This is a genomic window from Rubellimicrobium aerolatum (assembly GCF_017872975.1).
Classification (GTDB): Bacteria; Pseudomonadota; Alphaproteobacteria; order Rhodobacterales; family Rhodobacteraceae; genus Rubellimicrobium; species Rubellimicrobium aerolatum.
The window spans coordinates 53,855-80,445 of sequence record NZ_JAGGJP010000014.1 but is presented as its reverse complement, the minus strand read 5'-3'; the positions used below and the strand labels follow the sequence as shown (position 1 = coordinate 80,445).

Genomic DNA, 26,591 nt, shown 5'->3' with positions numbered 1-26,591 from the left:
CAGGAACGCGCGTCGATGCACTCAGATGCTCCCTTGATAAGCGGCCGAACCCCGATATGCGGCTGTCGCGATCAGCCCGCCTGAGCCGGGGCGTCGCACACGAACGGCCAAGGCCAGGATCTCCGTCGGCTCCTCGAGCGGACTATCCTGCAACCCCGCGCTCTGCGGGTAAAGAGCTACTCGTGTGTCGAGAGGCACCATCTCATACAACTCGATGGTTTGATCGTTCACCAGCCGGGCGCAGCCGTTGGACACCGCCGTCCCGATCGTCTGGGGCGCGTTGGTGCCACGAACGCGCAGAAAGATGTCCCCGCGCTCGACCGTGCAGAGGTAAAGCGCTCGCGCCCCTAGCGGGTTGTCGGACCCACCGCGCATGCCGTCCTTGGCGTAGGACCCGTTCGGGTTCGCGCTCGATCAGGTCCGGAGTGAGCTTCCAGGACGGCCACACCCTTTTGGCTCCGACGTAGAGCCCTGGTCGTCCAACCCCGCAGGCGTAGCGAAGAGCCGTCTGGTTGGGGAGCGTCCAATTGAGCGCAAACCGGTTCGGCTCAGTGTGGATCTCACCGGCTGGCAGGCCCGGCTGGATGGGGATGATCCGGGGCTGCGGCGCGGACGCCAGGTCAGTCTGGGGCGTCTCCTGCGCCCCAGTCCGGAGGCGGCGGCACACCCGATGTGACAAGACTCACGGCCAGCAGGTAGCGGCGCTTCAGCACTTGGTGCTCCTTTTCGACCAGTCCGGATCCAGATCACGAGCGGGCGTCAGCGCTGGTCGGTTCCGCTCGGTCGCACGGAGGCCACGCTTGTGGGCTCAAGCCGCCTCGTAGGACGTCCACACCTCGGTCGTCCCGTCGCGGCGGAACAGGATGACCTCGTAGGCGTCGCGTTCCGTCTCGGGACCCATGCCGGGCGAGCCATAGGGCATCCCGGGCACCGCAAGGCCCAAGGCGTCGGGCCGCTCGCTCAGAAGGCGCCCGATGTCCGCCGCGGGAACATGTCCCTCTAGCACGTACCCGCCCGCCTGACCGGTGTGACAGGACTGCAAGTTGATCGGAACACCGAGCTCGCCCTTGCGAACGGCGAGGAGCCCGGCGTGGATCTCCTCCACGGTGACCTCGAAGCCCGAGGCTTGCAGATGCTCCACCCAGCCCGTGCAGCACTCGCAATTGGGGTCCTTGAGGACCTGGATGTGTCGGTCAGCCTGGGCCAGGACCGGCGTCGCGAGAGGAAGGCTCGCGCAGGCGAGAAGGAGGTGGCGTCGGGTCAGCAGCATGGTCGTCTCCATGGGCTCAGGCCTGATTGAGGATACGCCGGATCTTCGGCACGGCGAAGGTGCGGTCTTCGTGGTAGTCGATGATGGTCCCGAAGCTTCCGTCCGCGCGGAACAGGAAGACCCCGGCGGTGTGGTCGACCGTGTAGTCGCCCTGATTCACGGGACGCTTCTCGATACGCACCCGGAACGCTGCGGCCGTTTCCGCAATTTCTTCGGGCGTGCCGGTGTAACCGACGATCCGCGGATCGAAGGGGGTGAGATACTCGGCCAGCGCCTTGGGCGTGTCGCGCTCCGGATCCGCGGTGATGAAGGCCACGTTCAGGCTGTCCGCCTCGGCTCCGAGCTCCTCAAGCCAGACCGAGATGTCGCTCAACGTCGTGGGACAGACCTCAGGGCACCAAGTGAAGCCGAAGAACGCCACAGTGGGGCGGCCAACCCAGTCGGCCGCCGCCACGCGGCGACCCTGGTGGTCGGTCAGGGTGACCGTCATGTCCCCCAAGGGGAGCGGCAGGGCGGGATCGGTCGCGCTGGACGGGCGCGCGGCTCCGGGCCCGTCCACCCGCCACCAGCCCAAGCCCAGCGTTCCCGCGCCAAGCGCCGTGACAGCGCCCCCGCCAAGAACCAGACGCCGGGTGAGGCTCACTCCTCCGGCCCCGTGGCGCGGATCGAGAGCACCGGCACCTCGATCGTGACCTCGCCGGCCGTCTCGAAGATCAGCGTCAGCGGAAACGTGCCGCCTTCCTCGAGAGGACCAGTCAGCTCCATCAGCATGAGGTGCATTCCGCCTGGCTCCAGCACGAGCGCGCCGCCGGCCGGGATCTCGGGCGCTTCGACGTGGGCCATGCGCGAGACACCCTCCTCCGAGACAGTGGTCTCGTGCAGCATCGGCATGGCCGAGACCGGCGAGGACAGGCCAATGAGGCGGTCGGCTTCGTTCCCGAGGTTGCGGACGGTAAAGTAGGCGCCGCCCGGCCGCGAGGCTCCGATCGAGGCGCGCGCCCAGGCACCGTCGACTTCCAGATTTCCCTGCCGGATGGGGTCAGCCTGGACCACGCCGGCGCAGAGGGTGAAGGCGAGAAGGGCAGAAATAGAGAGCTTCATGGCAGGTGTCCTTGGAGCCGGGCTTGGAGGTCGGCGAGGATCTCGGCGGCGGGCGTGCCGTAGTCGTACTGGCGCAGCCAGTCGCCCTCGGGACCGACGAGGTAGAGGGCGGAGGCATGCGCCATGCCGTAGCCGCCCGGGGCTGCCGCGTCGTCCTCACGCGCGAAGAAGACCTTGAAGCTTTCGGCGGCGGCCTGCGTCGCCTCGGGGCTGCCGGCCAGGCCCAGGATGGAGGGGTGGAACGCCGCCGTGTACTCGGCCAAGCCCATTCCGGCGTCGCGCGCAGGATCCACGGAAAGGAAGATCGGCTGCACCTGGGCCGCGTCCGACCCAAGGTCATCCATCACCTGCGCCACCTCTATGAGAGTGGTCGGGCAGACGTCCGGGCAGTTCGTGAACCCGAAGAATACGAGAAGGTAGCGGCCGCGGAAATCGTCGCTGGTCACGACTCGGCCTGCGGCGTCCTCCAGGCGGAACTCGGGGCGGAAGGTGTCCTGGGCGACATTCGACGGGCCGCTGGCGCCGGGGGCACCGCTCCAGGTCAAGCCCGCAAAGCCGGCTGCGGCGAGCATCGCCGCGGCCCATAACGTTTTCTGGAGCGGGGTCAGAGGCATGGCGTGCCGCATCTAAGCTCGAACAGCCCTCGACGTAAGACCTCAAGCGACTGGAGGTTCAAGAGGCATTTCGTCGCGGAAAGGATGGTCCTTGATGCGGAGGCATCCGGGCCAGGAGCCTGCTTGGGGTGCGTTGGGCAAACGACCACGAGCTTGGAAACGGCTGTCAGCCGCAGCAGGCCACCGACCTTTCCTTTGAGGCTGCCGGCGGCGGTTTCCTGCCGGGATCGTTAGGCTCCCCCGGTTCGCAGCCCGGCCCCTGTTGCGGGCGCATGCCGCTGCCGCTACCGCCAGAGCGGGCGGAGGCCGGAAGCAATCAAAACTGAACGGGATCATACTTCGATGGTGAGACAGCGCCTGAGCGCCAGCTTGGAACGCCTCTTCCCCGAGCGGCGCCTGTTCATCCGATCCGGGGATCACACCCGCTTCGTTCGGGTCACGCCGGCAATGCAGGGCATGACGTGGGCGGCTACAGGCGCCTTCCTCGCCTGGTCGGCCACCGCGACGGCCGTTCTGCTCTTGGACTCGATCGGGGCCGGGAACGTCCGTTCCCAGGCCGCGCGGGACAGGATGGTCTACGAGGACCGCCTGAACGCGGCCGCCGACGAGCGCGACCGGCGCGCGGCGGAGGCGGTTGCGGCCCAGGAGCGCTTCACGGCCGCCCTCGATCAGGTGGCGACCTTGCAGGGCGAGTTGCTGACCTCGGAAGAACGAGCCCGCGAACTCGCGATCGGGCTCGATGCGGTCCAGGCCGCCCTGAGCCGCACCATCCGGGAGCGCGAAGCCGCCCGGGACGAGGTGGCTGTGCTCACCACCCAGAAAAGCGCCGCGACTGGCGAGGTCGAGGCGATCGCCGCCATGCTCGATTTTGCGAGCGCCGCCTTGGCGGAAACCACCGCCGATCGTGACCGGCTCGCTGGCGAGGCGGAGCAAGCCACCCGGCTCGCCGAAGAGCTCGACCTCGCGCTTCGCATGGCCGAGGACCGCAACAGCGAGATCTTCCAGCAGCTCGAGGACGCGCTGACCATCTCGGTCGAGCCGCTCGACGAGATGTTCCAAACCGCCGGGCTCGATCTGGAAACGTTGCGGGACACCGTCCGGGACGGCTCGGACCCTGCGGGGGCGCTCGTGCCCATCCAGCTCTCCACGATGGGCGCGCCGAAGCACGCGGACGAGTCGCTCCGCGCCAACCGGATCCTCGACCGGCTCGACGAGCTCAACCTTTACCGTGTGGTGGTCGATCGCGTGCCACTTGCGATGCCGTTGCGGGACGCCTTCCGCTACACCTCCGGCTTCGGGCCGCGCTGGGGGCGCCGCCACGAGGGCGTTGACATGGCCGGGCCGATCGGCACGCCGGTCTACGCCACGGCGGAGGGGGAGGTGACCTTCGCGGGCTGGATGAGCGGCTACGGGCGGGTCGTGAAGGTGCGACACGAGTTCGGCTATGAGACCCTCTACCCCCACCTCAACGCCATCCGCGCCGAGGTGGGGCAGCGGGTGTCACGCGGCGACCGGGTTGGCGATTTGGGCAACTCAGGGCGCTCGACCGGGCCACACCTTCACTACGAGGTTCGGCTGAACGGCGAGCCCGTGAACCCCATGCCCTACATCGCGGCCGGGCAGGAGCTGCTCTGAACGCAGGCTGGCCGGCCACAGGCGGCTGGCGATTCCATCGTCGTGGGCTCGCGCAGGCGACCGGCTTGATGTAGGATCCTGCGCAAACGGCATCAGACCGGACGAGCGACAGTGACGATCTCCCGACGGGTTCTTCTTGGTGGCGCCTTGGCCGCGCCCGTTCTGGCCGGCTGCTCGCGGCGGCCGCAGTCTTTGGCCTATGACGGCCCGCCGGTGACGGGGATCGTCGTCACCAAGGCGGCGCGGCGGATGCTCCTCCTGAGCGGCAGAACCGTAATTTGCGAGCACCGTGTCGATCTGGGCAGCAACCCTGTCGGGCCAAAGCGCTGGGAGGGGGACGGCCGGACGCCCGAAGGGTTCTACATCGTCGACAAGCGCAACCCCAAAAGCCAGTACCACCTGTCGGTCGGCATCAGCTACCCCAACGCCCAGGACATGGCCTATGCCGCCGCCCTGGGCCGCCCGCCGGGAGGCGACATCTTCTTTCACGGCACCCCGCCCGACAAGCCGCGGGGCACCGATTGGACCGCCGGCTGCATGGCGGTCAGCAATCGCGAGATCGAGGAGATCTACGCGATGGTGCGCGACGGCACGCCCGTGTGGATCAGCCCCTGAGCGCATCGCTCAGGTTCCAAGAGCGGCCACCTCGGCCCGCACGGCCTCTTTCAGCTCTTCGGGGCCGAACTCCTCAAGGGGCTGGCCGTTGATGAAGAAGGTGGGCGTCTGCTGGATGCCGATGACTTCCACGTCGGCCGCGTCCTGATTGAGGATCGCCACCACGCCCGGGAACTGCCGGTAGGCCTGTCCAGCATCCACATCGAGGCCCGCCTCGCCTGCGATGGCCCAGGCAAGGTCGAGCCGCGGCCCGTCGTGGAGGGCCCAGTCGGGCTGCCTCTCCAAAAGGGCGTTCAGGACGGGCTCGAAGACACCTTGCGCGCGAGCGGCCTCCAGGATGCGCACCGCCTCGTCCGAGCCCGCGTGAAAGGCAGCGTAACGCATCACGACGCGAACCTGCGTGGGGAACTCACGTCGAATCTGCTCGAGCACCGGATGGAAGGCTCGGCAGGCCTCGCAGGAGGGATCGAAGAACTCGACAATGGTCACGGGGGCCTCGGCGGGACCAAGAACGGGCGAGTTGGCGCGCACCAGGATCGTGGGATCGAGGGGCTGCAGCGTGACCTCGGTGGCGCGTGTCTTCCCGCCCTGACGGTCGGTGACCCAGATCCCGCCCGCAAAGGCGGCGAGGGCGGCGGCAGCGGTGCCAAGAACGATGGCGCGGCGGTTCATGAAGCGGGTTCCCTTCGTGGAGAGCCGGACGGCGCAAGGCAGCCGGCGATGGCGGCAAAGGCGAGGAGCGATAGCACGGGCAGAGGCACGCCACCCAGGATCGTCATGTTCGCGTCAGTGCAAGACGGGCCCGTGCGCGTGCAAGGCGTAACAGGCTCGGGGATCAGGCCGAGGTAAAGGGCGCTGTGATAGAGCGCCACCGCCGCGCCGGCGAGGGCCAGGGGCAGGGCGTAGCGCCTCACGCCCAAATCGCCCTTGAAGCAGGCCACGCCCAGCAGGAGGGCCAGCGGGAACATGGCGATGCGCTGATACCAGCAGAGCAGGCAGGGCGTCTGCCCCATCACCTCGCCGATGAAGAGCGCCCCCAGCGTCGCGATCAGGGCGATGGCCCAGGCGAAATAAAGACTCCGGGGCAGGCCAGGACCGGTCGTGGCCGACGTCGAAGGCCTTGGGGGTGCGTTCATGGATGCGTTCCAATCTCGGGAGCAGGAGGCCTCATAGGCGGGCACTAGATGAGTCCGCGTCCAGGCGCGCCCCGCCAACGCGCGACCCGGGACTGATTGGCGCGGTAGCTCTCGCCCAGGCAGGTTTCGAGGTGACGCTTCTCGGACCGGATCTGGGGACCCGCAGCCACCCAGAAAAGAAGGGCTGCGACCATGATCGGGACCGAGGGCAGAGCCAATACGACGCCGAGAAGGAGCAGGAGTTGGTCCACAAAAACCGGGTCGCGGGACACACGGTAAAGTCCTTCGGTCACCAAGCCGCCCAGAGCGCTTTGCGCGGCCCCGACGCGCCAGGCTGCACCCATGGTGACCTGTCCGGCCCAATCAAGCATCGTGCCCATGATCGCCAGGACATGTCCGGAAACTCCCCGGAGCGCGCCGCCTGCTTCGTGCCAGAGGGGATCGACTTGGCGAAGGGCGGGCAAGGACGTCTGGGCAAGCGGGCTAAGGAGAGCCAACGCGAAAGCGAGCCGGAAGCCGAGGGCGGCCAGCCAGCCCCACTCACAGGCCGAGGCGAAGAGCGCCAAGTAGAGCCCGAGCACCTCCAGGCAGGCAAAGGCGACGTCCGGCACCTCACCTCTCCCGGCTCGGATCGAAGGCGAGGAGCCGGAGCGCGTTCAGCGTCACGAGCACGGTGGCGCCGGTGTCGGCCAGGATGGCGATCCAGAGGCCGGTGACGCCCAGCACCGTGGTGACGAGGAACACGGCCTTGAGCCCCAGCGCGAGGGCCACGTTCTGGCGGATGTTGCCCATGGCCGCGCGGGCGAGGCGGATGAGGCCCGGCACGTCCGTGACGCGGCTGCGGAGCACGGCGGCGTCCGCCGTTTCCAGCGCCACGTCGGTGCCCTCACCCATGGCGACGCCGACGGAGGCCTGCGCCAGTGCGGGCGCGTCGTTGATGCCGTCGCCCACCATCATCACACCGCCCGCGCCACCCGTCATGGCTCGGATCGCCGCGACCTTGTCCTCCGGCATCAGCTCGGCCTCGTGGTCGAGCCCGAGCCCGCCCGCGATGGCCTGGGCCGTGCGGCGGTTGTCGCCCGTCAGCATGACGGCGGAGACGCCCAGGCGGCGCAGCTCCGCCACGGCGCGAGCGGCGTCCGGGCGCGGCTCGTCCCGCAAGGCCAGGAGCCCCAGCGCCCGGCCCTCGCGGAAGGCGACCACCACCGTCTTGCCCTCCTCTTCGAGCGCGCTCGCCCGCCGGAGGCCGTCGCCGTCGAGCGCGCGCGCCTCGGCGGCGAAGCGGGGCGAGGCGACCCAGGCGAGCGCGCCGCCGACGCGGGCCTCGACCCCTTGGCCCACGAGCGCGCGGGCGTCGGACGAGGGCAAGGCGGAGACGCCCTCCGTCTCGGCCCGCGCCCGGATCGCCTGCGCGAGCGGGTGGGAGGAGCCCGCCTCGACGGCGGCGGCCACGGCCAGCACCTCGGCCCCGGGCGTGCCGCCCAGGGGCACCACGTCGGTGACGGCAGGCCGGCCCACGGTCAGCGTGCCGGTCTTGTCGAAGGCCACGCGCGTCACGCGGGCCGCCGCCTCGATCACCGCCCCGCCCTTCATCAGCACGCCGCGCCGCGCCCCCGAGGCCAGCGCCGAGGCGATGGAGGCCGGCACGGAGATCACCAGCGCGCAGGGGCAGCCGATCAGCAGGAGCGCGAGGCCGCGATAGACCCACGTCCCCCAGGGCTCCCCGAACAGGAGCGGCGGGACCACGATGACGAGGAGCGCCACGGCGCAGACCGCTGGCATGTAGACGCGGGAGAAGCGGTCGATGAAGCGCTCGGTGGGCGCGCGGGCCGACTCGGCCTCCTCCACCAGGCGGATGATGCGGGCGATGGTGTTGTCCTCGGCCGCCCGCGTGACGGTGACGCGCAGCGCGGCTTCGGCGTTGATGGAGCCCGCGTAGACGTCCTCGCCCGGGCCCTTGGTCTTGGGCACGCTTTCGCCCGTCACCGGGCTTTCGTCGATGCCGGACGTGCCCTCCAGGATGGTGCCGTCGGCCGGCACCCGGTCGCCGGGGCGCACGAGCACCACCTGGCCGATGGCGAGGCTTTCGGCCGGGACCTCGCGCGTCGTGCCCCCCATCTCCAGGAGCGCCGTCTTCGGCACCAGCGCGGCGAGCGCCCGGATGCCGGCGCGGGCGCGGCTCGCCGCCACCCCTTCCAGCACCTCGCCCACGGCGAACAGGAACACCACCAGCGCCGCCTCCTCGGCGGCGTCGATGACGAGCGCGCCCAGGGCCGCCACCGTCATCAGCATCTCGATGGTGAAGGGCTGGCCCGCGCGAGCAGCGGCAAAGGCGCGGCGCGCGACGGGGGTGAGCCCCACCAGCGTGGCCAGCACGAAGGCCCAGCGGCCCGTCTCGGCCGAGGTCAGAAGCTCGAAGCCCCAGGCCATGGCCAGGAGCAGGCCCGTGAGGATCACGAGCTGCCCCTTGGAGGTCCGCCACCACGGCCGGCCCCGGTCGGCGGGGTCATCGTGGACGTGCCCGCTTGCGCCGTGGCCCGCGTCCGCTTGGTGGACATGCCCCGCCTGGCCGTGACCTGCGTCGAGGCTGGCTCCGACGGCTGTGGCCGGCGCGGCCTCCGGGGCCGCCGCCTGTCCCGGCAGGACGAAGGCCTTCAGGCCCTTGGGCCGCGCGGCGCCGCGCGGCGCGATGCCGTAGCCCAGGGCCTTGACCGCGCCCTCGATGCGTTCGGGCGGCGTGGTGCCGGGGGCGAGGTCGAGCGTGAGCCGCTCGCCCATCACCATCACGTCCACCCGGGCCACGCCGGGCAGGCGCTCCACGGCGCCGCGCACCTTCGCTCCGCAGGCGGCGCAGTCCATGCCCGTCACCGTCCACTCGCGCCGCTCGGGTGCCCCGGCCGTGCCGTCCACCGTCTCCACCATGTGTCCACGCTCCCCAGGTCCAGGCCCCGTCTCCGGGGTCCTTGAGTCGTCCGTGGATCGTGACCTAATTGCTCTAGTCACTAGAGGGTCAAGGAGGATCGCACGTGCTCACCATCGGCAAGCTCGGGGCGGCCACCGGCGTCAAGGTGCCCACCATCCGCTGGTACGAGGAGGTAGGCCTCCTGCCGCGAGCCGGGAGGAGCGTCGGCGGCCAGCGCCTTTACGACGAGGCGGCTCGGCGGCGGCTCGCCTTCATCCGCCACGCCCGCGAGCTGGGCTTCGGGCTCGACGCCATTCGCGACCTCCTGAGCCTCGCCGACCGTCCCGACCAGAGCTGCGCGGCGGCCGACGCCATCGCGCGGGCGCAGCTCGCCGAGGTGGAGGCCCGCCTGGCCCGCCTCCGGGCGCTCAAGGGCGAACTGGAGCGGATGGTCGAGCAGTGCGCCTGCGGCACCATCCGCGACTGCCGCGTGATCGAGACGCTCGGCGATCACGGGCTCTGCAAGGGGGAGCATGGAGGGATCGCGAGCCCGCTGGCTTGAGCGATCCGATGCCGAGCTCCGCCGCCTCAAAGGTGCGTGGCCATGCGTCCGAGCGGCACGGGCGTGGGCTCTGCATCGATTGCCTAACCTGTTGAGCCTGGGTCCCGGGGAGCGCTGCGACCCTTACCGGTCTGCGACAAGGGAGGCCTCGACACTGGCCCCTGTCGAGCCTAGCCTTCCGACATGGCGAGTCTGGTCCGTGCCCTTGTCGTCCTGCTGATCGCGGTGGTGGCCGCGTGGTCGGTCGCGCAGGCGTCGAGCACCACGACGATGGCGCTCGACATGGCGGCCAGGACGGCCCACCACGCGGCGTCCGTCGAGACGGTGCATTGCCATCACTGCGGCGCGGGTGGCGCGAGCGACGAGGCCGGCCTCCTTTGCCAGATCGGCTGCGTGGCTCCGGCGCTCGCCGACCTTGTCGTGAGCTTCGAGCCCGGGGTGGCCTTGGCGGCCTCCGCCCTGCGAGACGTCCCGCCAACCCCCGACCTGCGCGGCCGGAGCGACCCGCCCGAGCCCTTTCCACCCCGCCTCCTCGTCCTGACCTGAGCGGCCCCACCGCGCCGGTGGCCGGCCTTTCGCCCTCACGGGAGCCTGCGGCACGCGGGCGCCCGGCACCAGTCAGGACGTCGACATGACAGCATGCACCGGCTCTCGGCAACCCGCCCGAGCGGCCACCTCGGGGCTAGGCAGACCCGCCGACGCGGCGGCGACGCCCTCCTCCACGACCAGGGCCGGCCGGCCTTCCCCGCAGGGAGGAGGACGATGAGCCTCGCGACCGACCCCAGGGGGGGCCGGCGTGCGGCTCTGGCGATCCTGACCCTGGGCGGGGCGGCCGTCCTTGGCCTCCTGGCGCGGCAGGGATGGGCGGAGAACCCGCCCGGCCCGCCAGTCGAGGTCCTTGGCCGGCCGGTGGACGCGGACACGCTCCAGCTCGGGCGGGACCTCTACGCCGCCCAGTGCGCGGCCTGCCACGGCGCAGACCTTGAAGGCCAGCCGGACTGGCAGGTGCGCGGGCCTGATGGCCGGATGCCGGCCCCGCCGCATGACGCCTCGGGCCACACCTGGCACCACTCCGACCAGGCGCTCCTCCGGATCATCCGGGATGGCCTCGGAGCCCTCGTGCCGGGCTACCAGAGCGACATGCCGGTCTTTGGCGAGGTCCTCTCGGACGCCGAGACCGAGGCCGTCCTGGCCTTCATCAAGAGCACCTGGCCGGAGCGGGAGCGGGCCTACCAGGCCGAGGCCACGCGCAACGACGGCTGATCCCCGGCGCTGGCCCCATGGCCCCGCCCCGGCGCAGCCCAGGCACGGCAGGGAGGGCCCTGTCGGGCTGCCGCCCCTCCACCCGACCTTTCAGACCCCGGAACCGGAGTTCCACCATGACACGCTTTTCCCTGTCGCCCTGGACGGCCGCCGCGGCCGGCCTCGCCGTGGGCGCCTTCACCGCCGTCCCCGGCCTGGCCCAAGGCCTGGAGACGCGCCCCGCCGGCCTCGCCGGCCGGGTCGTGACCGCCGACCAGAGCGGCGGGTCGCTGAGCCTGATCGACCTCGCGACGGGGGCCGTCGTCCCGGTGCCGGTCCCCGTGGCGCCCCACAACGTCGATGCCAGCCCGGACGGCCTCTGGCTCCTGGCCGTGGGCGAGCCGAAGGGCGAGGGCCACGGCCATGACCACTCCGACGCGGGCGAGGCCGCCCCGGGCCGGCTCGTGCTGCTGGATGCGGCAAGGCCCGCAGCGGGTCCCGTGGCCGAGATCCCCGTGGGCGCTCACCCGGCCCATGTGGTCACGGATGGCGCGGGCCGTCGCGCCTTCGTCACGAACGCCGGCGACGACACCGTGTCGGTGATCGACCTCGCGTCGCGGGAGGTCGTGGGCACCATCCCGACCGGCGACTACCCGCATGGCCTGCGCGCCAGCCCCCGGGGAGGCGAGCTCTACGTGGCCAATGTCGAGGACGGGACCGTCTCGGTGCTCGACACCAATGCGCTGACCGAGGTGGCCCGCATCCCCGTCGGCACGGCCCCGGTGCAGGTGGGCTTCCTGCCGGACGGGAGCCGGGCCTATGTCTCGCTCCGAGACGAGGACGCGGTGGCCGTGATCGACACCGCGACCCGGGAGGTCGTGGCCAAGGTGCCCGTCGGCAACGGCCCGATCCAAGTCCACGCCACGCCGGACGGCCGCCATGTCTACGTGGCCAACGAGGGCTTCGAGGACGAGCCGTCGGACCAGGTGTCCGTGATCGACACCGCGACCGAGCGCGTCGTGGCGACGATCACGGTGGGCGACGGCCCGCACGGGGTCGCCGTGAGCGACGCGGCCGCGTTCGTGACGGACATCCGCGCTGACAGCCTTTCGATCATCGACCTGTCCACCCAGGGCGTCCTCGCGACCGTGCCGGTCGGCGACGGCCCGAACGGCGTCGTCTACCTCCCGGGCACACCGGGCTGACGGCGGCAGGTCGCCCCCGGGCCGAGCGGCCCGGAGGCTCACGAGCTTGATCGGGGTCCTTCAGCCCTCGGCCCCGATCTCCATCCGGCCAGTCCGCTGGCCGCCCAGAGGGCTTCACGCAGAACGGAAAGGACACCGACATGACCAAGCTTGCATCCCTGATCCCCGGCCTCGCCCTCGTCCTCGCGGCCGGTCTCGCCTGGGCCGACTCCCACGAGCCCGCCGAGGGCCAGATGATGGACCACGGCGCCATGGGCCAGATGGACATGAGCCAGATGCCCGAACACATGCAGGGCATGATGGGCGCCATGCAGACCATGATGCAGTCGATGCCGATGGAGTCCTCGGGCGACCCGGACGCGGACTTCCTCCTGATGATGATCCCGCACCACCAGTCCGCCATCGACGTGGCCCGCACCGAGCTGGAGCACGGGGACGACGAGGAGACCCGCGCCATGGCGCAGGCCATCATCGACGCGCAGGAGCAGGAGATCGCCGAGATGCGCGCGATGCTGGAGCGCATGGGCGTGGACGCCCCGGCTGCGGCCTCGGAGTAACCCTCCGGCCGGCGGGGAGCGCGGCCTTGGCCGCGCTTCCTCCTTCCCATGGCCGGGCGGCTTTTTCCGCAGCGCTTCGCCGCTGGAGCCGAGCCCCGGTCCCACTCACGTCAGGAGTCCCCCATGAGCGAACACCATTCCAAAGCGGCCCAGGGGCATCCCGCGCCAGGGACGGCGCCCGCTCACCGGCATGGCTCCGCGCCCCCTGAGGCCGCACCTGCGGCCGGCCGGGTTCCCGATCCCGTGTGCGGCATGATGGTGGACCCCGCCACCACGTCCCACCACGCCGAGCACGAGGGCCGGACCTATCACTTCTGCTCGGCCGGGTGCCGGCAGAAGTTCGTGGCCCAGCCCGAGGCCTACCTCCATCCGGCGCCGCACGCGGCCGTGCCGGGGCCCAAGGACGTGATCTACACCTGCCCGATGCACCCGCAGATCGAGCAGGTCGGTCCCGGCACCTGCCCCATCTGCGGCATGGCGCTGGAGCCCAAGGTGGCGACCCTGAGCGAGGGCCCGTCCGAGGAGTATCTCGACATGCGCCGGCGCTTTGTCGTCTCGGCGATCCTCACGGTGCCGCTCGTGCTCGTGGCCATGGGCCGGCACCTGGTCCTGGCCGAGGTGCACGCCCTTGTCTCCGCCAGCGCCTTGAACTGGATCGAGCTGGCGCTGGCCACGCCCGTGGTGCTCTGGGGCGGCTGGCCCTTCTTCGTGCGGGGCTGGGCCTCGGTGCGGACGCGGCACCTCAACATGTTCACGCTGATCGGCCTGGGCGTGGGCGTGGCCTATGCCTACTCGGTGGTGGCGACCCTCGCGCCCGGGCTCTTCCCGCCGCAGCTTCGGGGCCACCAGGGCGAGGTCGCCGTTTACTACGAGGCGGCGGCCGTGATCGTGACCTTGGTGCTCCTGGGGCAGGTGCTGGAGCTGCGCGCGCGGGAGCGGACCGGCTCGGCCATCCGGGCGCTCCTCGATCTCGCGCCCAAGACCGCGCACCGCCTCGGCGCGGACGGCCGGGAGGAGGACATAGCATTGGAGCAGGTCGCGGCCGGCGACCGGCTGCGCGTGAAGCCGGGCGAGAGCATCCCCGTGGACGGCGCGGTGCTGGAAGGGCGCTCGACGGTGGACGAGTCCATGATCAGCGGCGAGCCCATCCCGGTGGCCAAGGCCGAGGGCGACGTTGTCACCGGCGGCTCGATCAACCAGACGGGCGCCTTCGTCATGCGGGCCGAGCGGGTGGGGGCCGACACCATGCTCGCGCGCATCGTGCGGATGGTGGCCGAGGCGCAGCGCAGCCAGGCGCCGATCCAGAAGCTCGCGGATCGCGTCTCGGGCTGGTTCGTGCCGCTGGTGATCGTCGCCGCCGCGTTGGCCTTCGTGGCGTGGTGGGTCTGGGGCCCCGAGCCCTCGCTGTCCTTCGGCCTCGTCGCGGCGGTGTCGGTGCTGATCATCGCCTGCCCCTGCGCGCTCGGGCTGGCCACGCCCATGTCGATCATGGTGGGCGTGGGCCAGGGGGCGCAGGCGGGCGTGCTGATCAAGAACGCCGAAGCCCTGGAGCGCTTCGCGGCCGTGGACACGCTGGTGGTGGACAAGACCGGGACGCTGACCGAGGGCCGCCCGGCCCTGGTGGGGGTGGAGACCGCCCCGGGGGTCGGCGAGCGCGATCTCCTGGCCGGGGTGGCGGGCCTGGAACGCCTGTCGGAGCACCCGCTGGCGCGCGCCATCGTGGCGGGCGCGGCGGAGCGGGGCGTGGACGCGCCGGCCGCCGAGGGCTTCGAGAGCGTTACGGGCCAAGGCGTGCGGGGCCGCGTGGCGGGCCGCGAGGTGGCCATCGGCAACGCCGTCCTGATGGCGGCCGTGGGCGCCGACCCCGCGCCCCTGACCCGGACGGCCGACGCCCGGCGCGCCCTGGGGCAGACCGTCATGTTCGTGGCTCTCGACGGCCGGGCGGCCGGGCTGATCGCCGTGGCCGACCCGATCAAGGCCACCACGGCCGAGGCGATCCGGGACCTTCACGCGGACGGGCTGCGCATCGTCATGCTGACGGGCGACAACGCCCGCACCGCCCGCGCGGTGGCGGAGCAGATCGGCCTCGACGAGGTGATCGCGGACGTGCGGCCCGAGGACAAGCACGCCGTGATCCGGCGGCTCCAGGCCGAGGGCCGCACGGTGGCCATGGCCGGGGACGGGGTCAACGACGCCCCGGCCCTCGCCCAGGCGGACGTGGGGGTCGCCATGGGCACGGGGGCGGACGTGGCGGTGGAAAGCGCGGGCGTCACCCTGATCCGGGGCGACCTGCGGGGGCTGGTGAAGGCGCGGCGCCTGAGCCGGACCACCATCCGCAACATCAAGCAGAACCTGTTCTTCGCCTTCCTCTACAACGGCCTGGGCGTGCCGGTGGCGGCCGGGGTGCTTTACCCGGTCACGGGCCTGCTGCTTTCGCCCATGCTGGCGGCGCTGGCGATGAGCCTGTCGTCGGTGTCGGTGATCGCCAACGCGCTGCGGCTGAGGACGGCGAGACTCTAGGCTTGTGCGGTCGCGGACACGTGGGTTTCCACTAGGCCAGTTTTAGGGTAGGCCCCTATCCTATGTCACACACGACCGCCAACAAGAACGAGCTCCTGGCCCGTGTGCGTCGCATCGCGGGCCAGGTGGCCGCCATCGAGAAAGCCATCGCCGGCGAGGAGGGCTGTTCGGCCGTCCTCCATCAGGTGGCGGGCGTTCGGGGGGCCGTCCTGGGCCTCATGGACGAGCTGATCGAGGATCATCTGCGCGAGCACGTCGCCCGCCCCGGCCTCGCCGACGCCGAGCGCGCCCGGGCGGCCGACGAGCTGGCCGCCATTATCCGCCGCTACGGGAAATGAGGGTTCCGCCATGTCCGCTCCCGCCGACCTCGATGGCTTGAGGCACGAGCACGTCTTCCTGGGCCGCTCGCACGACGCCAACGCCCACCGGACCCTCGCCGTGGTCGGCCTCACCGCCGCCATGATGGTCGGCGAGATCGTTGCGGGCTGGCTCACCGGCTCCATGGCGCTCCTCGCGGACGGCGTCCACATGGCGACGCACGCGGGTGCGCTGGGGGTGGCGGCGGCGGCCTACGCCTTCGTCAGGCGCCACGCCCGCAACCCGCGCTTCACCTTCGGCACGGGCAAGGTGGGCGATCTGGCGGGCTTCTCCTCGGCGCTCCTTCTGGGCGTGGTGGCGTTCGGCATCGCCGTGGAATCGGTCCTACGGGTCCTGGAGCCCCGCCCCGTGATCTTTGGCACGGCCATCCTGGTCGCAGTCATTGGCCTCGCGGTGAATTTCCTGAGCGCGCTCCTGCTCGGCCATGGCCACGGCCACGAGCAGGACCATGGCCACCACGCGCACGGGCCCTTGGGGCATGAGGGGGACAACAACCTGCGCGCCGCCTACCTTCACGTCCTGGCCGACGCCCTGACCTCCGTGCTGGCCATTGTCGCCCTGATCGCGGGCCGGACCTTGGGCTGGCTTTGGATCGATCCGGCCGTGGGCCTCCTCGGCGCGGTCGTGATCGCCCGCTGGTCCGGGGGGCTGATGCGGGACTCTGCCCTGGTGCTGCTGGACGCCACCGATCCCGCATTGGAGGCGGAGGTGCGCGGGCAGGTCGAGGGCGCAGGCGACGCCCGCATCACCGACCTGCACCTGTGGCGCGTGGGCCCCGAGGCGCACGCCGCCATCGTCAGCGTCGCCGGCCAGGTGGACGGCGACGCTGTCCGGGCCCGGCTCAAACCCATTCATGAACTGGCTCACGTCACGGTCGAAGTGCGCCAGTCGTGAACTTGTTGCCGATCAGGGAGGCACGCGCCGCGGGCCCTCCACGGCTTACAGCAAAGTAAGGAGGCCGTCAGGCGCCCGCACGGTGGGCGGTCGAAGAGTCGGGCGACCGTCCCGCCCGAAAGGGACCTCCGACAGGATCGAACCTCATGCACCATGTGCTCCACGCGCCCGCTCCTGCCTTGCGCCACGGCCTGGCCACCCGCCTGATCCATGGCGGCCTTGCAGTCGCAGTTGCCACGCAACTCGTCACCAGCTTGGCGATGCAGGGTCCGGACGAGGTCCAGCCGGGCGACCTCCTGTTCCAGGTCCATAAGCTGTCCGGCCTCGCGGCCACCGTCCTTGCACTTGCGTTCTGGATGGTGGCCCTGTCCCGGCATAAGGGTACCGCGCTTGGCGCTCTCCTGCCTTGGTTCTCGGCACGCCGGCTCCGAGCGCTTGGCGTCGACCTTGCCCGCCACGTCCGCGCGGCCCTGCGGTTGCGCCTGCCGCCCTACGACCCCGAGGGAGCGCTGGCTCCGACCGTCCACGGCCTTGGTCTCTCCTCGTCACCGCGATGGCGGCGAGCGGCTCGCTTTACTGGCTCCAGGTCCGGCTGGGCCTGCACTCGGCCGAGCCCGACGGGATGCTGGCGATGACCGTCCACCTGACGTTGGCTAACCTTGTCTGGGTCTACCTGATCGGCCATGCGGGGCTTGCGGCCCTTCATCATCTGCTGCGGTCGCTGAGCCTCTCGACCATGTGGTCGCTGCATCCGTGAGGCACGCGGGTGCTCCCTTGGAACGAGGCAAACCTCCTTCATAGGGTAGGGCCCGGGTGCGCGACAGACGGTCCGCACGAGCCAGAGCGGCCAGAGGCTCCCGGAGGGTTTAAGCTCCCGGAGCCGCCACGAGGATAGGGTTGCCAGAGACGTGTGTGACCAGCCCTGGCAGGACGTCCGTCACGTCCGTCGCAGCAGGTCGCGCGTCGTCCACCGTTTCCAGTAACGACCAGCCGAAGGCCAGCGGGTCGAGGGTCTCGGCCGTCAGGGACGCCGCCAGCAAGGAACGGGACGCGGACGCAGCGTCGACCACGCGGTCGGTGCCCCAGATGCGAAGCACGAGTCGGCGAGCCGGCTCCTCGGGATCGCTGCGCACCAGGGTGGCGAGCGGCGCCCGTCCGAGGTGGGTCATGGGCCAGGGTGCCCGGTCGAGGAGGTCCCCGCGCGAAGGCAGGAGAGCCGCCGCAAGCTCGCCCGCGAGCCCGCCCCCGTGAGGCCTCCATCCAGCCGCCCGAGCGGCCTCCACCACTTGGGCAAGCGGCAGGTCGGTTTGAAGGACCATCGGCTCGCCGGGATCGCCGTCGAGGAGGATGCGAGCCTGCGGCAGCGCCGCCCAGGCGCCGTCCAGCCACTGCGCCTGCGTAAGGACGACCGTCGGGGTTGGCACGTCGTAACCGGCGTAGGCGGCCGCGTAGCCTCGCCAAAGGTGGAGCGGCGCCACGACGAGGACTATGACTCCCAGCAGGGCCGCGAACGCCCGCCCCGGCACCGAGACGGCTTGGGTCCGCAGCATCAGGGCCACGAGGATGACGACGGCCGCGCCGAAGAGGAGCCCCGCCATCACGTCCGACGGCCAGTGCGCCTGGAGGTAGACCCGCGAGAGCGCGATCAGCGCCACCAGCGCGGCGAAGGCGCCGTAGGTCACCGTCCTGAACCGAGCGGGAGCCGCGCGGGCCACGAAGAGCGCCAGGATGCCCAGGACGATGGCGGCCAATGTCGAGTGACCGCTCGGAAAGCTGAAGGCCTGAGCGCCATCGCCCATGGCCAAAGGGCGCGCGCGGTGCAGCAGTCCCTTGAGGAGCGGCACGGCAACCGCCCCGAGGAGGCCTGCGCCTGCGACGACCGCGGCCAGGCGCCACTCGCGGTAGAGTGCGAGGAGCGTCACCAGCAGGGCCGCCACCAGGATCAGCACCGCCCCGTCCCCGAGCATGGTGATCCCCACCAAGACCCCAGTGGCCCAAGGCGTGCGCAGGGTCTGCACGAAGCCTTCTATAGCGGCGTCGGAGAGAGCCAGCTCGGAGCCGAACAGGAGCCCTGCCATCAGCGCCAGCAGCCCCGAAAGAGCGGCGAGTGCCAGGAAGGCGAGGGCCAGCACGACGAGCACGCCATCCTCGTTGACGAGGAGTCGGCGGAGCCATGACGCCTGGGTGCTGCCACGCCGGTCAAGGCGAGCCACCCAGCGTTGCCTCCTCAGGTCCAGCGCGGGCACGAGCCGGGTCGAGGCCAGGCGCGCGAGGAGCCAGGCCACGAGCACCCCCACGACCACGAGCCCGGCCAGCACCAGCGCGCGCGGGTTGGCGAGGCCGCCCACCTGGAGGCCGCGACCGACCACCATGGCAGGAAGCACCTGAGCCAGGACCCACACCGCGCCGGAGGCCACGTTGACAAGGGTGAACCACGCCGCGCCCATCCCCATCGAGCCCGCGAGGACCGGTACCACCGCCTTCACGCCGGGCACGAAGCGGGCGACCAGGATGCTCTTGCCGCCATGACGCGCGACGAAGGCCTCGCCCCCGGTCAGGAGAGTGGCGTGGGTGCTGAAGGGCCAGACCGTGCGCAGCCGACCCCGCCAACGGCGACCGGCCCAGAAGCCTAGGGCGTCCCCCGCCGCGGCACCCAGCGTGCCGGCGGCGACGAGCGGGAGGAAGGGCAGGCTGCCCGCGCCAATCAGCGTGCCGACGCCTACGAGGAGCACCGTGGTGGGCACCACCGCCCCGACGATCAGGAGGGCTTCCCCGAAGCAGGCCAGGAAGACGATCAGCACGGCCAAGGCTGGGTGAGCTCCGAGGCCGTCGATCAGGGTCGTGAGGCCTTGGGTCACGATCAGAACCCTGCCTTGGGGAAGCGCAGGGTCACGAGGAGCCCGGGGTCCGCGTCTCCCAAGGTCAGTTCGGCCCCATGGAGGTCGGCCACGGCCTTGACCAGCGCCAGGCCCAGGCCCGTGCCGGGCGAGGTGCGACTGGCCTCCATCCGGTAAAGCCGGCGCAGCACGCGCTCGCGCTCGGACGAAGGAATGCCGGGGCCGGTGTCACGGACGGTGGCCGTGGTACGCCCGGCCTCATGGGACAGGCCGCAGACGATGGCGGTGCCGGGTGGACCGTGCCGAAGGGCGTTCTCGACCAGGTTGGCGAAGAGCTGGAGAAGCAGCTCCTCGTCGCCGATCACGGGCGACAGTCCCGAGGGACCGAGGGCAAGCGTCTTGCCTTGGTCCTCGGCCACGCCTGCATAGGCCTCGACGATCCGGTCGAGAACCGCCGCGAGGTCCAGGGGAGCAAAGCGGGCCCGGCGCGCCCCGGCCTCGATCTGGGCGATGCGGAGGAGGCCCGCGAAGGTGGCGTCGATGGCGTCGCTTTCCTCCAGGGCGTCCAGCAAGCCGGTGGCCAGGGGCGAGCCCTCGGGCGCCTGCGCCGCTGCCTCTTCGAGGCGCATCCTGAGACGCCCCAGCGGGGTCCTGAGGTCGTGGGCGATGTCGGTGGACACCTGCCGCATGCCTTCGACCAGCCCTTCGAGGCGCATGACCGCGGCGTTGATGCCGCGTCCAAGCCGGGCAAGGTCGCCACGGCCTTCGACGGGCACGCGGGCAGCCAGGTCGCCTTCGCCCACACGGTCCAGGGTCGTCTCCATGCGCTCGATGCGCGCCTGGATGCCGCCGGCAAGCGCGGCCCCTCCCGCGAGTGCCACGATCAGCGCGGCGACCGAGGCCCAGCCGAGCGCGCCCGCAACGATCTCGCCCATCTCGTGGATGTCGGCGTTGGCGCTGCCCACCACGAGCAGGTGGGAGCCGACGTTGCGGGCGTAGAGGCGATAAGGGAATCCGTCGGAGAGGCCCAGCGCTCCGGGTGAAAGGTCGGACCAGCCCGATGGGCCATCGAAGCGGGGCAGGTTGCCCGCAAGGCGCGCGCCGGAGGCATCGCCGAGCCAGATCCCGGTCGACAGGTCGGAGATGGCCGCGAGCTGCTCCTCGACGCCGGCGATGAGTTCAGCCGAGCCATCGTCCGCCTCGGCGGCGATGGTCTGCCAGGTCTGGAGGATACGCCGGTCCGCCTGCGCCCCGAGATCCTGGCGGATCAGGCTCCAGGCCACGACGCCGGCGAGCGCGAAGGCGGCGATGAGAAGGAGCGCAAAGGCCAGCGCCAGCTGGACGGACGTGCGGCCCAGAAGGTCAGCAGGACGCATAGCTTGGAAAGGCAGGGCCGGACGGCGCGCGAAGCATGTAGCCCGCCGACTTGACGGTCTGAAGAAGGGGTTGCGCGAAGGGCCGGTCGATCTTGGCGCGCAGGCGGCTCACGTGGGTCTCGACCACGCTGGTCTTGGGATCGAAGTTGAAGTCCCAGACCCGCTCCAGCAGCATGGTGCGCGTGACGACGCGGCCCTCGTTGCGCATCAGGACCTCCAGGAGCGTGAACTCCTTGGGCAGGAGGTCGATGGCCACGCCGGCGCGTCGGGCCGTGCGCGCCAGAAGGTCGAGCTCCAGGTCCGCGACGCGCAAGGTGGTGGTGGCCGCTACCGCCTGCGGCCGGCGGGCCAAGGCGTTCACGCGCGCGAGCAACTCAGAAAAGGCGAAAGGCTTGGTGAGGTAGTCGTCGGCGCCCGCCTCCAGCCCCTCGACGCGATCATCGACGCCGCCCACGGCCGTCAGGAACAGAACGGGCGTCTTGCGGCCCGCCGCGCGCAGCGCCCGCACGAGGCTGAGCCCGTCCAGCCCGGGCAGCATCCGGTCCACCACGGCCACGTCGTAGGCCTCGCGGGTGGCCTGGAACAGGCCGTCCTGCCCGTCGGCAAGGTGGTCGCAGACGTGGCCCGCCTCGGTCAGCCCCCGCGCGACGTAAGCGGCCGTGTCGCGGTCGTCCTCAACGAGCAGAATGCGCATGGGAAAGGTCCTTGAAGCGGATCGGCTTACGGTCGCAGAAGGACCGTCGCACGAAAAGGGGCGGGCCTGCCGATGGCGGGCCCGCCCGAAGTGCCTGACCATCCGGGGCGCGGCGGTCAGGTGGGACAGACGGAGGTCAGCCGTGGCGGTCGAGGTAGGCCTCGACCTCGCCGCGGTTGGTCAGGGTCATGTAGAGGACGATCCCAGCGATCACGGCAAGGAACAGGGCGGAGGTGACGATCGTGCCGAGGCCGAGGCCGCCATACTCGGACGGTTGGGAAAGCAGGTCGCCGAACGAGGCGCCGAGCGGCCGCGTCAGGATGTAGGCCAGCCAGAAGGCGAGGATGGCGTTCATCTTCAGAACGTAGTGGCCGAAGGCGATGGCGGCGATGACCAGGCCGAAGAGAAGGCCCGTGGTCAGGTAGCCCAGCCCGAACTTCTCGGCCACGAGGTCGCCTGCGGCGGTACCGAGCGCGAAGGTGAAGAGGATGGCGAGCCAGTAGAAGGCCTCGCGCCGATCGGTGGTAACGTGGTGGATCGAGAGGGTGCCCTCCGAGCGCCACCAGGCCCAGAAGGTCGCTGCGAGCGCCAGCGTGAAGATCACCGTCGTGGTGACGAGGCTGACGCCGAAATTGTCCACGAGGTTGTCGGTGACGAGCGTGCCCACGATCGAGATCAGGACCACCGCGAGCCAGTAGCTCCAGGGCACGTAGCGCTTGGCCTCGACCTGCGGGATCAGGGCCAGGCAGAGCACCGCCGCCATGAAGAGCGAGGTGGCGGTGAGCCCCAGGCCGAGGTTGACGGCAAGGAAGTCGGCCGCTGTCTCGCCCATGGTCACGGCCATGAGCTTGATGAGCCAGAAGTCCCAGGTGACGCGCGGCACACGGTTGGGTGCCGCAGGACCGGTCGTCATGGGAGGTTGCGCCGGCATCGCCGGCATGTCGAGCGTGGACATGGAAGTCTCCGGTCAGGGGGAGGGCGCGCAGCCTCAGGGCGCGAGGATGGTGAGGGCGTCCGCGAAGAAGGCGTCGGCGCGGGCGTCATCGTCGGCGTTGCAGCGCTCCAGCCCCTTGGCCTGGAGGTCGTCCACGCTGGCCTTGTCGGCGGCGGTGAGGTTGCCCGCGGCGGCCAGCGCCGTGCGCAGCGCGCTGGCCATGTCCTCGCAGGGAATGGGGCGTCCGTTGGGGTCGGTGACGGCCACCGTGCCATCGGGGCCGACGATTCCTACGGTCGGCGTGGCCTCGCCGCCGCCTGCAGTCGGATGCGCCAGTTCCGCCGACAGGGCAGCGAGCGTAGCCGTGACCTGCGCTTCATCGGGCGAGCCGGCCCTGAGCGCGTCGAGTGCCGCGTCGGCGGCGGCATCCACGTTGCCCCAGGCGGTGACGTCCCTGGGCCGCATTGTGGGCTCGGCGTCGTCCCAGGCGGTCTCGAAATCGGTGATCCGCGCCTCGGCGACTGGCCAGTCGCCCTTGGTGGCAAGGCCCTGGACGTCGGCGACGATGACCTGAAGGCTCGAAAGGTCGCCGAGCGGGGCCGCCGTCGAAGCGGCAGCCGCCGGTGCCGCGGCCGGCGCTCCGGGCTGGGTCCAAAGCACGCCGATCCCGGCTGCCCCGAACATCAGCGCACCCGTCAAGAGTAGCTTGCGCATCTTTCCGTCTCCTCCACCGCCGCGCCAGGACCGTGGCCTTTCCCGAGGAGGTCTGATGGCGCGACGGGCCTGCCTCCGATGCGGAGGGTGTAGCGACGCGGCTTCTGCGGCGGCCTGTCAGGTCCCTTACAAGGGTGTAAGGCGACCCGCCGCCTGCCAGAGTCCAGACGGGTGCCTCGGATAACAAACTTGCAACGTCTTCGACAGAGGCCCGACAGCCTCAGGGCCCAGGTCTCTGTTATCCCAGGCACCAAGGCCCGGGCGAACCCAGGAGCAAGTTCCATGACCATGAAAACCAAGATCGTCGCGGCCGGCCTGCTGGCCCTGTCCGCTCTCGGCCTCGGCGCTGCGGCGAACGCCCAGCAGGCCGGGGCGGGCGACGACGCCGCCGAGGCGCAGGCCCTGACCCAGGCCCCCGTGAAGCTCGCCGATGCGATCACGGCGGCCCAGTCTTCGACCGGCGGGACGGTTGCGTCGATCGAGTTCGACAACGGCGACGACGGCGAGGCTTCGGCCTGGGACGTCGAGGTCCTGATGGCGGACGGCACCTTCAAGGACGTGGTGGTAAATGCCCAGGATGGCACCGTGGCCGACGACGGCGAGACCGACGACGATCACGGCACCGGCCAGGACGACGGCGAGAGCGAGGACGGCGACGAGGGTTGACGTCGCAGGGCCGGGCCCGCTCGGATAGGACGACACTGGGCAGCGCGGGCGACCGCGCTGCCCCTTTCCCCATGGAGGCGCCCGTGCGGATTCTGGTCATCGAGGACGACGTCACCACGGGAGATTACGTCGCAGACGGCCTCCGGCGCGAGGGTCACGTCGTGGACCTCGTGCGCGACGGCCGCGATGGCCTGATCCAGGCCACGACGGGTGGCCACGACGTGCTGGTCGTGGACCGGATGCTGCCGGGCCTCGAAGGCCTGGCGCTGGTGCGCACGCTGCGGGCCGCGGGCAATCGCACGCCCGCGATCGTCCTCACGGCCGTCGGTGGCGTCGAGGACCGCATCGAGGGCTTGGGCGCGGGGGCCGACGACTACCTGGTCAAGCCCTTCGCCTTTGGCGAGCTGTCCGCGCGCATCGCGGCCCTGGCGCGCCGGCCCGCCCTGCGGGACGAGCCCACGACCCTCACGGCCGGCGACCTGGTCATCGACCTGCTCCGCCGCCGCGTCACGCGCGCCGGCGTCGAGATCGATCTTCTGCCGCGTGAGTTCGCCCTCCTGGAACATCTGGTGCGTCGCAAGGGGCGCGTGCAGACGCGCACGATGCTCCTGGAGGCGGTGTGGGACATCTCCTTCGACCCCCAGACCAACGTCGTCGAGACTCATGTGAGCCGCCTGCGCGCCAAGATCGACCGACCCTTCGCCACCGAGCTGATCCAAACCGTGCGCGGCGCAGGCTACCGGGTGGAAGGGTGAGCCCGATCCCGCGCCGGTCCGTCTTGCGCTCGACGCCGCTGCGGCTCGCGCTCGGCCTCGTGGCGCTCTTCGCCACCACCAGCCTCGTCAGCCTCGCGGGAAGCTACTGGCTCACCCGCACCGCCATCCTGAGCGCGCTGGAGGCCGACCTCGGAACGGCGGTCGCCGGGCTTGCCGCCACGCCCGACGCCGAGGCGCTGGCCGCGACCATTGCGGCGCAGGTGCAGGCCACCGATCCCGACCGGCAGCTCCTGTCCTTCGTGGACGCCCAGGGGGCGAGTGTCGGCAACGCCGCATCGCCGGGCACCTGGCTTGGTCTGCGCACCCTGACGATGGACGAGACCGTCACGGGCCATGACGGGACCTTTCTTGCGCTCGCGCGGCCGCTCCACGGCGGGCGGCTGATGGTGGCGCTCGGCGGCGAGCAGCTTGGGGACCTGCGCGAGGTGTTCCTCAACGTGCTCCTCCTGAGCCTGCTGCCCACCATCGGCCTTGGCCTCGCCGGCGGACTGGTCCTGGCGCGGCGGGAAGGTCGCCGCGTGGAGGCGATCGCGGCCACCCTCGACCGTCTTGCCGAGGGCGACCTCGCCGCCCGCGTGCCGGCTCCGGTCGGGAGGCCCTCCCGCGCCGCCGACGACCTCGCCTTGATCGCCGCGCGCATCGACCGCATGGCAGGCGCGCAGGAGGCGTCCGTGGCCGCGCTGCGCCAGGTTAGCGCCGACATCGCCCACGACCTCCGCACCCCGGTGAGCCGCATCCGCCTCCTGCTCGGCGACCTCCTTGCCCGCCTGCCCGAGGCAGGCGAGGAGGCGCGCATCGCTGGCCGGGCGGTCGAAGAGGCCGACCGCGCGGCGGCGATCTTCGGGGCGCTGCTTCAGATCGCCCAGGTGGAGGCCGGCACGCTCCGGGAGCGCTTTGCACCCGTGGACCTCCAAGCTCTCGCCGCCACGGTGGCCGACATCTACGGCCCCGTGGCCGAAGATGGAGGCCACGACCTGCGCCTTCGCCTGGACCCGGCGCCGATCACGGTCCGAGGCGAGAAGGGGCTCCTTCAGCAGGCGGTCGCCAACCTCGTCGACAACGCCCTGCGCCACACCCCTCCGGGCAGCCGCATCGTCCTCTCTGTGGAGGTTTCGCAGGGTCGGGCCGAGGTCGCGGTCGCCGATGACGGCCCCGGCGTCCCCACGGCGGAGCGGGACGCGGTGCTGCGCCGCTTCACCCGGCTGGAGCGCAGCCGCACCACCGAGGGCCACGGCCTGGGGCTGTCGCTGGTGGCGGCCGTCGCGGCGCTCCATGAGGCCGAGCTGACGTTAGAGGACAACGACCCGGGTCTGCGGGTGCGATTGATCTTCCCGGCCGGCTGAGGGTTCACGGCACCGGGCGTTCGCGTCGAACCTTCGCCCGCTCAGGCCTTGCGAACCGCGTCGGTGCTCAGGGGGAGGCCTCACGACGAGCACCCCGCCGCGCAAGGCCGGTGACCAAGGGGCGGCTGCATGGCCGACCTCGCCTTACCCATTGTAGGCGACGAGGACGGCGCCGCCGGCGATCAGCGCTACCCCGAGCCAGTTGAGCCCCGAGAGCCTCTCGCCCAGGAACAGGACGGCGAAGACGGCCACCAGCACCACGCTGAGCTTGTCGATGGGCGCCACGCGTGAGGCCGGGCCGAGCTTGAGGGCGCGGAAGTAGCACAGCCAGGACGCGCCGGTGCCGAAGCCCGAGAGCACAAGGAAGGCCCAGGTACGTCCTGAGACCGTCGCCGGGTCCTGCCATTGGCCCGTCGCGCTGAGAAGCGTGCCGAGGACTGCGAGCACCACGACCGTGCGCGCGAAGGTGGCGAAGTCCGAGTTGACGCCGGCGACGCCCACCTTGGCGAAGATGGCCGTGAGCGCCGCGAAGGACGCCGACAACAACGCCCAGAGCTGCCACGACTGAAGAAGGCCCCTCACGACTCGCTCCTCCGGCCCCCGCCGCTCGCCGCCACTCT

At 71.2% G+C, this 26,591-nt stretch carries 30 protein-coding genes; 15 read left to right on the top strand and 15 right to left on the bottom strand.

The window, feature by feature from the left end; all coding sequences use genetic code 11:
* Window positions 1-21 precede the first annotated feature (21 nt).
* The 5 genes from J2Z33_RS18985 to J2Z33_RS14260 form a co-directional block, all read right to left on the bottom strand.
* Window positions 22-375: a L,D-transpeptidase gene (locus J2Z33_RS18985; RefSeq protein ID WP_377110119.1), complete on the bottom strand. Its 354-nt coding sequence runs from the start codon at window positions 373-375 to the stop codon at window positions 22-24.
* A 433-nt stretch (window positions 376-808) separates the two neighbouring features.
* Window positions 809-1,270: a DUF411 domain-containing protein gene (locus tag J2Z33_RS14275; RefSeq protein ID WP_209842220.1), complete on the bottom strand. Its 462-nt coding sequence runs from the start codon at window positions 1,268-1,270 to the stop codon at window positions 809-811.
* Window positions 1,271-1,286: 16 nt separating this feature from the next.
* Window positions 1,287-1,913, bottom strand: coding sequence for an SCO family protein (locus J2Z33_RS14270; protein WP_209842219.1), 627 nt, complete (start codon window positions 1,911-1,913; stop codon window positions 1,287-1,289).
* Window positions 1,910-2,371, bottom strand: coding sequence for a copper chaperone PCu(A)C (locus J2Z33_RS14265; RefSeq protein WP_209842218.1), 462 nt, complete (start codon window positions 2,369-2,371; stop codon window positions 1,910-1,912). The genes J2Z33_RS14270 and J2Z33_RS14265 overlap by 4 nt, the downstream gene beginning before the upstream one ends.
* On the bottom strand, window positions 2,368-2,997 hold the full coding sequence (locus J2Z33_RS14260; protein ID WP_245218869.1) for an SCO family protein: 630 nt from the start codon (window positions 2,995-2,997) through the stop codon (window positions 2,368-2,370). Before J2Z33_RS14260 ends, J2Z33_RS14265 begins: the two co-directional genes overlap by 4 nt.
* 330 nt (window positions 2,998-3,327) lie before the next feature.
* Here J2Z33_RS14260 and J2Z33_RS14255 point away from each other — a divergent pair, with 330 nt between their 5' ends.
* Together J2Z33_RS14255 and J2Z33_RS14250 are read left to right on the top strand one after the other, a co-directional pair.
* On the top strand, window positions 3,328-4,620 hold the full coding sequence (locus J2Z33_RS14255; RefSeq protein ID WP_209842217.1) for a DUF5930 domain-containing protein: 1,293 nt from the start codon (window positions 3,328-3,330) through the stop codon (window positions 4,618-4,620).
* Window positions 4,621-4,767: 147 nt separating this feature from the next.
* Complete coding sequence (locus J2Z33_RS14250; RefSeq protein WP_245218868.1) at window positions 4,768-5,235, top strand: L,D-transpeptidase family protein; 468 nt, start codon at window positions 4,768-4,770, stop codon at window positions 5,233-5,235.
* A gap of 9 nt (window positions 5,236-5,244) precedes the next feature.
* On the opposite strand, the gene J2Z33_RS14245 is transcribed toward J2Z33_RS14250, so the two are convergent.
* Genes J2Z33_RS14245 through J2Z33_RS14230 form a run of 4 tightly spaced genes read right to left on the bottom strand, consistent with a single transcriptional unit; the run spans window position 5,245 to window position 9,230 of the window.
* Window positions 5,245-5,907, bottom strand: a complete 663-nt coding sequence (locus J2Z33_RS14245; RefSeq protein ID WP_209842215.1) for a DsbA family protein — start codon at window positions 5,905-5,907, stop codon at window positions 5,245-5,247.
* On the bottom strand, window positions 5,904-6,371 hold the full coding sequence (locus J2Z33_RS14240) for a disulfide bond formation protein B (protein WP_209842214.1): 468 nt from the start codon (window positions 6,369-6,371) through the stop codon (window positions 5,904-5,906). The genes J2Z33_RS14245 and J2Z33_RS14240 overlap by 4 nt, the downstream gene beginning before the upstream one ends.
* Window positions 6,372-6,415: 44 nt before the next feature.
* Entirely contained in the window at window positions 6,416-6,982 is a 567-nt protein-coding gene (locus J2Z33_RS18490) for a methyltransferase family protein (RefSeq protein ID WP_209842212.1), read from the bottom strand.
* A gap of 1 nt (window position 6,983) precedes the next feature.
* Entirely contained in the window at window positions 6,984-9,230 is a 2,247-nt protein-coding gene (locus tag J2Z33_RS14230) for a heavy metal translocating P-type ATPase (protein ID WP_417750582.1), read from the bottom strand.
* Between the two features lie 167 nt (window positions 9,231-9,397).
* On the opposite strand from J2Z33_RS14230, the gene J2Z33_RS14225 reads away from it, so the two are divergent.
* From J2Z33_RS14225 to J2Z33_RS14180, 10 genes are all read left to right on the top strand, one after another.
* The gene (locus J2Z33_RS14225) at window positions 9,398-9,835 is read left to right on the top strand and encodes a MerR family transcriptional regulator (protein ID WP_209842207.1); all 438 of its coding nucleotides are present in this window, start codon (window positions 9,398-9,400) and stop codon (window positions 9,833-9,835) included.
* Window positions 9,836-10,018: 183 nt separating this feature from the next.
* Window positions 10,019-10,381, top strand: a complete 363-nt coding sequence (locus tag J2Z33_RS14220) for a hypothetical protein (RefSeq protein WP_209842206.1) — start codon at window positions 10,019-10,021, stop codon at window positions 10,379-10,381.
* Window positions 10,382-10,597: 216 nt separating this feature from the next.
* Window positions 10,598-11,098, top strand: coding sequence for a c-type cytochrome (locus J2Z33_RS14215; RefSeq protein ID WP_209842204.1), 501 nt, complete (start codon window positions 10,598-10,600; stop codon window positions 11,096-11,098).
* Between the two features lie 116 nt (window positions 11,099-11,214).
* A complete protein-coding gene (locus J2Z33_RS14210; RefSeq protein WP_245218867.1) occupies window positions 11,215-12,282 on the top strand; it encodes a YncE family protein in 1,068 nt (355 codons plus the stop codon).
* A 140-nt stretch (window positions 12,283-12,422) separates the two neighbouring features.
* Window positions 12,423-12,839, top strand: coding sequence for a DUF305 domain-containing protein (locus tag J2Z33_RS14205; protein WP_209842200.1), 417 nt, complete (start codon window positions 12,423-12,425; stop codon window positions 12,837-12,839).
* Window positions 12,840-12,962: 123 nt separating this feature from the next.
* A complete protein-coding gene (locus J2Z33_RS14200; protein WP_209842198.1) occupies window positions 12,963-15,359 on the top strand; it encodes a heavy metal translocating P-type ATPase in 2,397 nt (798 codons plus the stop codon).
* A 62-nt stretch (window positions 15,360-15,421) separates the two neighbouring features.
* Complete coding sequence (locus tag J2Z33_RS14195) at window positions 15,422-15,697, top strand: metal/formaldehyde-sensitive transcriptional repressor (protein ID WP_209842197.1); 276 nt, start codon at window positions 15,422-15,424, stop codon at window positions 15,695-15,697.
* A 10-nt stretch (window positions 15,698-15,707) separates the two neighbouring features.
* Window positions 15,708-16,631 (top strand): CDF family Co(II)/Ni(II) efflux transporter DmeF, encoded by a 924-nt coding sequence (gene dmeF / locus J2Z33_RS14190; protein ID WP_209842195.1) that lies wholly within the window; start codon window positions 15,708-15,710, stop codon window positions 16,629-16,631.
* A 146-nt stretch (window positions 16,632-16,777) separates the two neighbouring features.
* Window positions 16,778-17,266, top strand: a complete 489-nt coding sequence (locus J2Z33_RS18980) for a cytochrome b/b6 domain-containing protein (protein WP_209842193.1) — start codon at window positions 16,778-16,780, stop codon at window positions 17,264-17,266.
* Window positions 17,185-17,388 (top strand): hypothetical protein, encoded by a 204-nt coding sequence (locus J2Z33_RS14180; RefSeq protein ID WP_209842243.1) that lies wholly within the window; start codon window positions 17,185-17,187, stop codon window positions 17,386-17,388. Before J2Z33_RS18980 ends, J2Z33_RS14180 begins: the two co-directional genes overlap by 82 nt.
* A 109-nt stretch (window positions 17,389-17,497) precedes the next feature.
* On the opposite strand, the gene J2Z33_RS18860 is transcribed toward J2Z33_RS14180, so the two are convergent.
* The 5 genes from J2Z33_RS18860 to J2Z33_RS14155 form a co-directional block, all read right to left on the bottom strand.
* Entirely contained in the window at window positions 17,498-19,489 is a 1,992-nt protein-coding gene (locus tag J2Z33_RS18860; RefSeq protein ID WP_209842191.1) for a bifunctional DedA family/phosphatase PAP2 family protein, read from the bottom strand.
* Window positions 19,490-19,491: 2 nt separating this feature from the next.
* The gene (locus J2Z33_RS14170; protein ID WP_209842189.1) at window positions 19,492-20,844 is read right to left on the bottom strand and encodes a sensor histidine kinase; all 1,353 of its coding nucleotides are present in this window, start codon (window positions 20,842-20,844) and stop codon (window positions 19,492-19,494) included.
* Complete coding sequence (locus J2Z33_RS14165) at window positions 20,831-21,538, bottom strand: response regulator (RefSeq protein ID WP_209842187.1); 708 nt, start codon at window positions 21,536-21,538, stop codon at window positions 20,831-20,833. The genes J2Z33_RS14170 and J2Z33_RS14165 overlap by 14 nt, the downstream gene beginning before the upstream one ends.
* A gap of 136 nt (window positions 21,539-21,674) precedes the next feature.
* A complete protein-coding gene (locus J2Z33_RS14160; RefSeq protein ID WP_209842185.1) occupies window positions 21,675-22,493 on the bottom strand; it encodes a COG4705 family protein in 819 nt (272 codons plus the stop codon).
* Window positions 22,494-22,526: 33 nt separating this feature from the next.
* Window positions 22,527-23,186 carry a hypothetical protein gene (locus J2Z33_RS14155; protein ID WP_209842183.1) on the bottom strand — a complete coding sequence of 220 codons (660 nt, stop codon included), beginning with the start codon at window positions 23,184-23,186 and terminating at the stop codon, window positions 22,527-22,529.
* A 282-nt stretch (window positions 23,187-23,468) separates the two neighbouring features.
* On the opposite strand from J2Z33_RS14155, the gene J2Z33_RS14150 reads away from it, so the two are divergent.
* From J2Z33_RS14150 to J2Z33_RS18855, 3 genes are all read left to right on the top strand, one after another.
* On the top strand, window positions 23,469-23,852 hold the full coding sequence (locus J2Z33_RS14150) for a PepSY domain-containing protein (RefSeq protein ID WP_209842181.1): 384 nt from the start codon (window positions 23,469-23,471) through the stop codon (window positions 23,850-23,852).
* 83 nt (window positions 23,853-23,935) lie between these two features.
* Window positions 23,936-24,607, top strand: coding sequence for a winged helix-turn-helix domain-containing protein (locus J2Z33_RS14145; RefSeq protein ID WP_209842179.1), 672 nt, complete (start codon window positions 23,936-23,938; stop codon window positions 24,605-24,607).
* Entirely contained in the window at window positions 24,604-25,971 is a 1,368-nt protein-coding gene (locus J2Z33_RS18855; protein WP_209842177.1) for a sensor histidine kinase, read from the top strand. The genes J2Z33_RS14145 and J2Z33_RS18855 overlap by 4 nt, the downstream gene beginning before the upstream one ends.
* Window positions 25,972-26,115: 144 nt before the next feature.
* Here the strand turns inward: J2Z33_RS18855 and J2Z33_RS14135 are convergent, their stop codons facing one another.
* Window positions 26,116-26,553, bottom strand: a complete 438-nt coding sequence (locus J2Z33_RS14135) for an EamA family transporter (RefSeq protein ID WP_209842175.1) — start codon at window positions 26,551-26,553, stop codon at window positions 26,116-26,118.
* Window positions 26,554-26,591 lie beyond the last annotated feature (38 nt).

What these genes read in the sequence shown, in the direction of transcription:
- J2Z33_RS14240 (WP_209842214.1), bottom strand. Translation starts at nt 6,371, where the DNA reads ATGAACGCACCCCCAAGGCCTTCGACGTCGGCCACGACCGGTCCTGGC.
- J2Z33_RS14220 (WP_209842206.1), top strand. Translation starts at nt 10,019, where the DNA reads ATGGCGAGTCTGGTCCGTGCCCTTGTCGTCCTGCTGATCGCGGTGGTG.
- dmeF (WP_209842195.1), top strand. Translation starts at nt 15,708, where the DNA reads ATGTCCGCTCCCGCCGACCTCGATGGCTTGAGGCACGAGCACGTCTTC.
- J2Z33_RS14245 (WP_209842215.1), bottom strand. Translation starts at nt 5,907, where the DNA reads ATGAACCGCCGCGCCATCGTTCTTGGCACCGCTGCCGCCGCCCTCGCC.
- J2Z33_RS14265 (WP_209842218.1), bottom strand. Translation starts at nt 2,371, where the DNA reads ATGAAGCTCTCTATTTCTGCCCTTCTCGCCTTCACCCTCTGCGCCGGC.
- J2Z33_RS14260 (WP_245218869.1), bottom strand. Translation starts at nt 2,997, where the DNA reads ATGCGGCACGCCATGCCTCTGACCCCGCTCCAGAAAACGTTATGGGCC.
- J2Z33_RS14200 (WP_209842198.1), top strand. Translation starts at nt 12,963, where the DNA reads ATGAGCGAACACCATTCCAAAGCGGCCCAGGGGCATCCCGCGCCAGGG.
- J2Z33_RS14215 (WP_209842204.1), top strand. Translation starts at nt 10,598, where the DNA reads ATGAGCCTCGCGACCGACCCCAGGGGGGGCCGGCGTGCGGCTCTGGCG.
- J2Z33_RS14155 (WP_209842183.1), bottom strand. Translation starts at nt 23,186, where the DNA reads ATGCGCAAGCTACTCTTGACGGGTGCGCTGATGTTCGGGGCAGCCGGG.
- J2Z33_RS18980 (WP_209842193.1), top strand. Translation starts at nt 16,778, where the DNA reads ATGCACCATGTGCTCCACGCGCCCGCTCCTGCCTTGCGCCACGGCCTG.
- J2Z33_RS14195 (WP_209842197.1), top strand. Translation starts at nt 15,422, where the DNA reads ATGTCACACACGACCGCCAACAAGAACGAGCTCCTGGCCCGTGTGCGT.
- J2Z33_RS14230 (WP_417750582.1), bottom strand. Translation starts at nt 9,230, where the DNA reads ATGGACTGCGCCGCCTGCGGAGCGAAGGTGCGCGGCGCCGTGGAGCGC.
- J2Z33_RS14160 (WP_209842185.1), bottom strand. Translation starts at nt 22,493, where the DNA reads ATGTCCACGCTCGACATGCCGGCGATGCCGGCGCAACCTCCCATGACG.
- J2Z33_RS14210 (WP_245218867.1), top strand. Translation starts at nt 11,215, where the DNA reads ATGACACGCTTTTCCCTGTCGCCCTGGACGGCCGCCGCGGCCGGCCTC.
- J2Z33_RS14205 (WP_209842200.1), top strand. Translation starts at nt 12,423, where the DNA reads ATGACCAAGCTTGCATCCCTGATCCCCGGCCTCGCCCTCGTCCTCGCG.
- J2Z33_RS14165 (WP_209842187.1), bottom strand. Translation starts at nt 21,538, where the DNA reads ATGCGCATTCTGCTCGTTGAGGACGACCGCGACACGGCCGCTTACGTC.
- J2Z33_RS18985 (WP_377110119.1), bottom strand. Translation starts at nt 375, where the DNA reads ATGCGCGGTGGGTCCGACAACCCGCTAGGGGCGCGAGCGCTTTACCTC.
- J2Z33_RS14150 (WP_209842181.1), top strand. Translation starts at nt 23,469, where the DNA reads ATGACCATGAAAACCAAGATCGTCGCGGCCGGCCTGCTGGCCCTGTCC.
- J2Z33_RS14275 (WP_209842220.1), bottom strand. Translation starts at nt 1,270, where the DNA reads ATGCTGCTGACCCGACGCCACCTCCTTCTCGCCTGCGCGAGCCTTCCT.
- J2Z33_RS14255 (WP_209842217.1), top strand. Translation starts at nt 3,328, where the DNA reads ATGGTGAGACAGCGCCTGAGCGCCAGCTTGGAACGCCTCTTCCCCGAG.
- J2Z33_RS14180 (WP_209842243.1), top strand. Translation starts at nt 17,185, where the DNA reads ATGGCGGCGAGCGGCTCGCTTTACTGGCTCCAGGTCCGGCTGGGCCTG.
- J2Z33_RS14170 (WP_209842189.1), bottom strand. Translation starts at nt 20,844, where the DNA reads ATGCGTCCTGCTGACCTTCTGGGCCGCACGTCCGTCCAGCTGGCGCTG.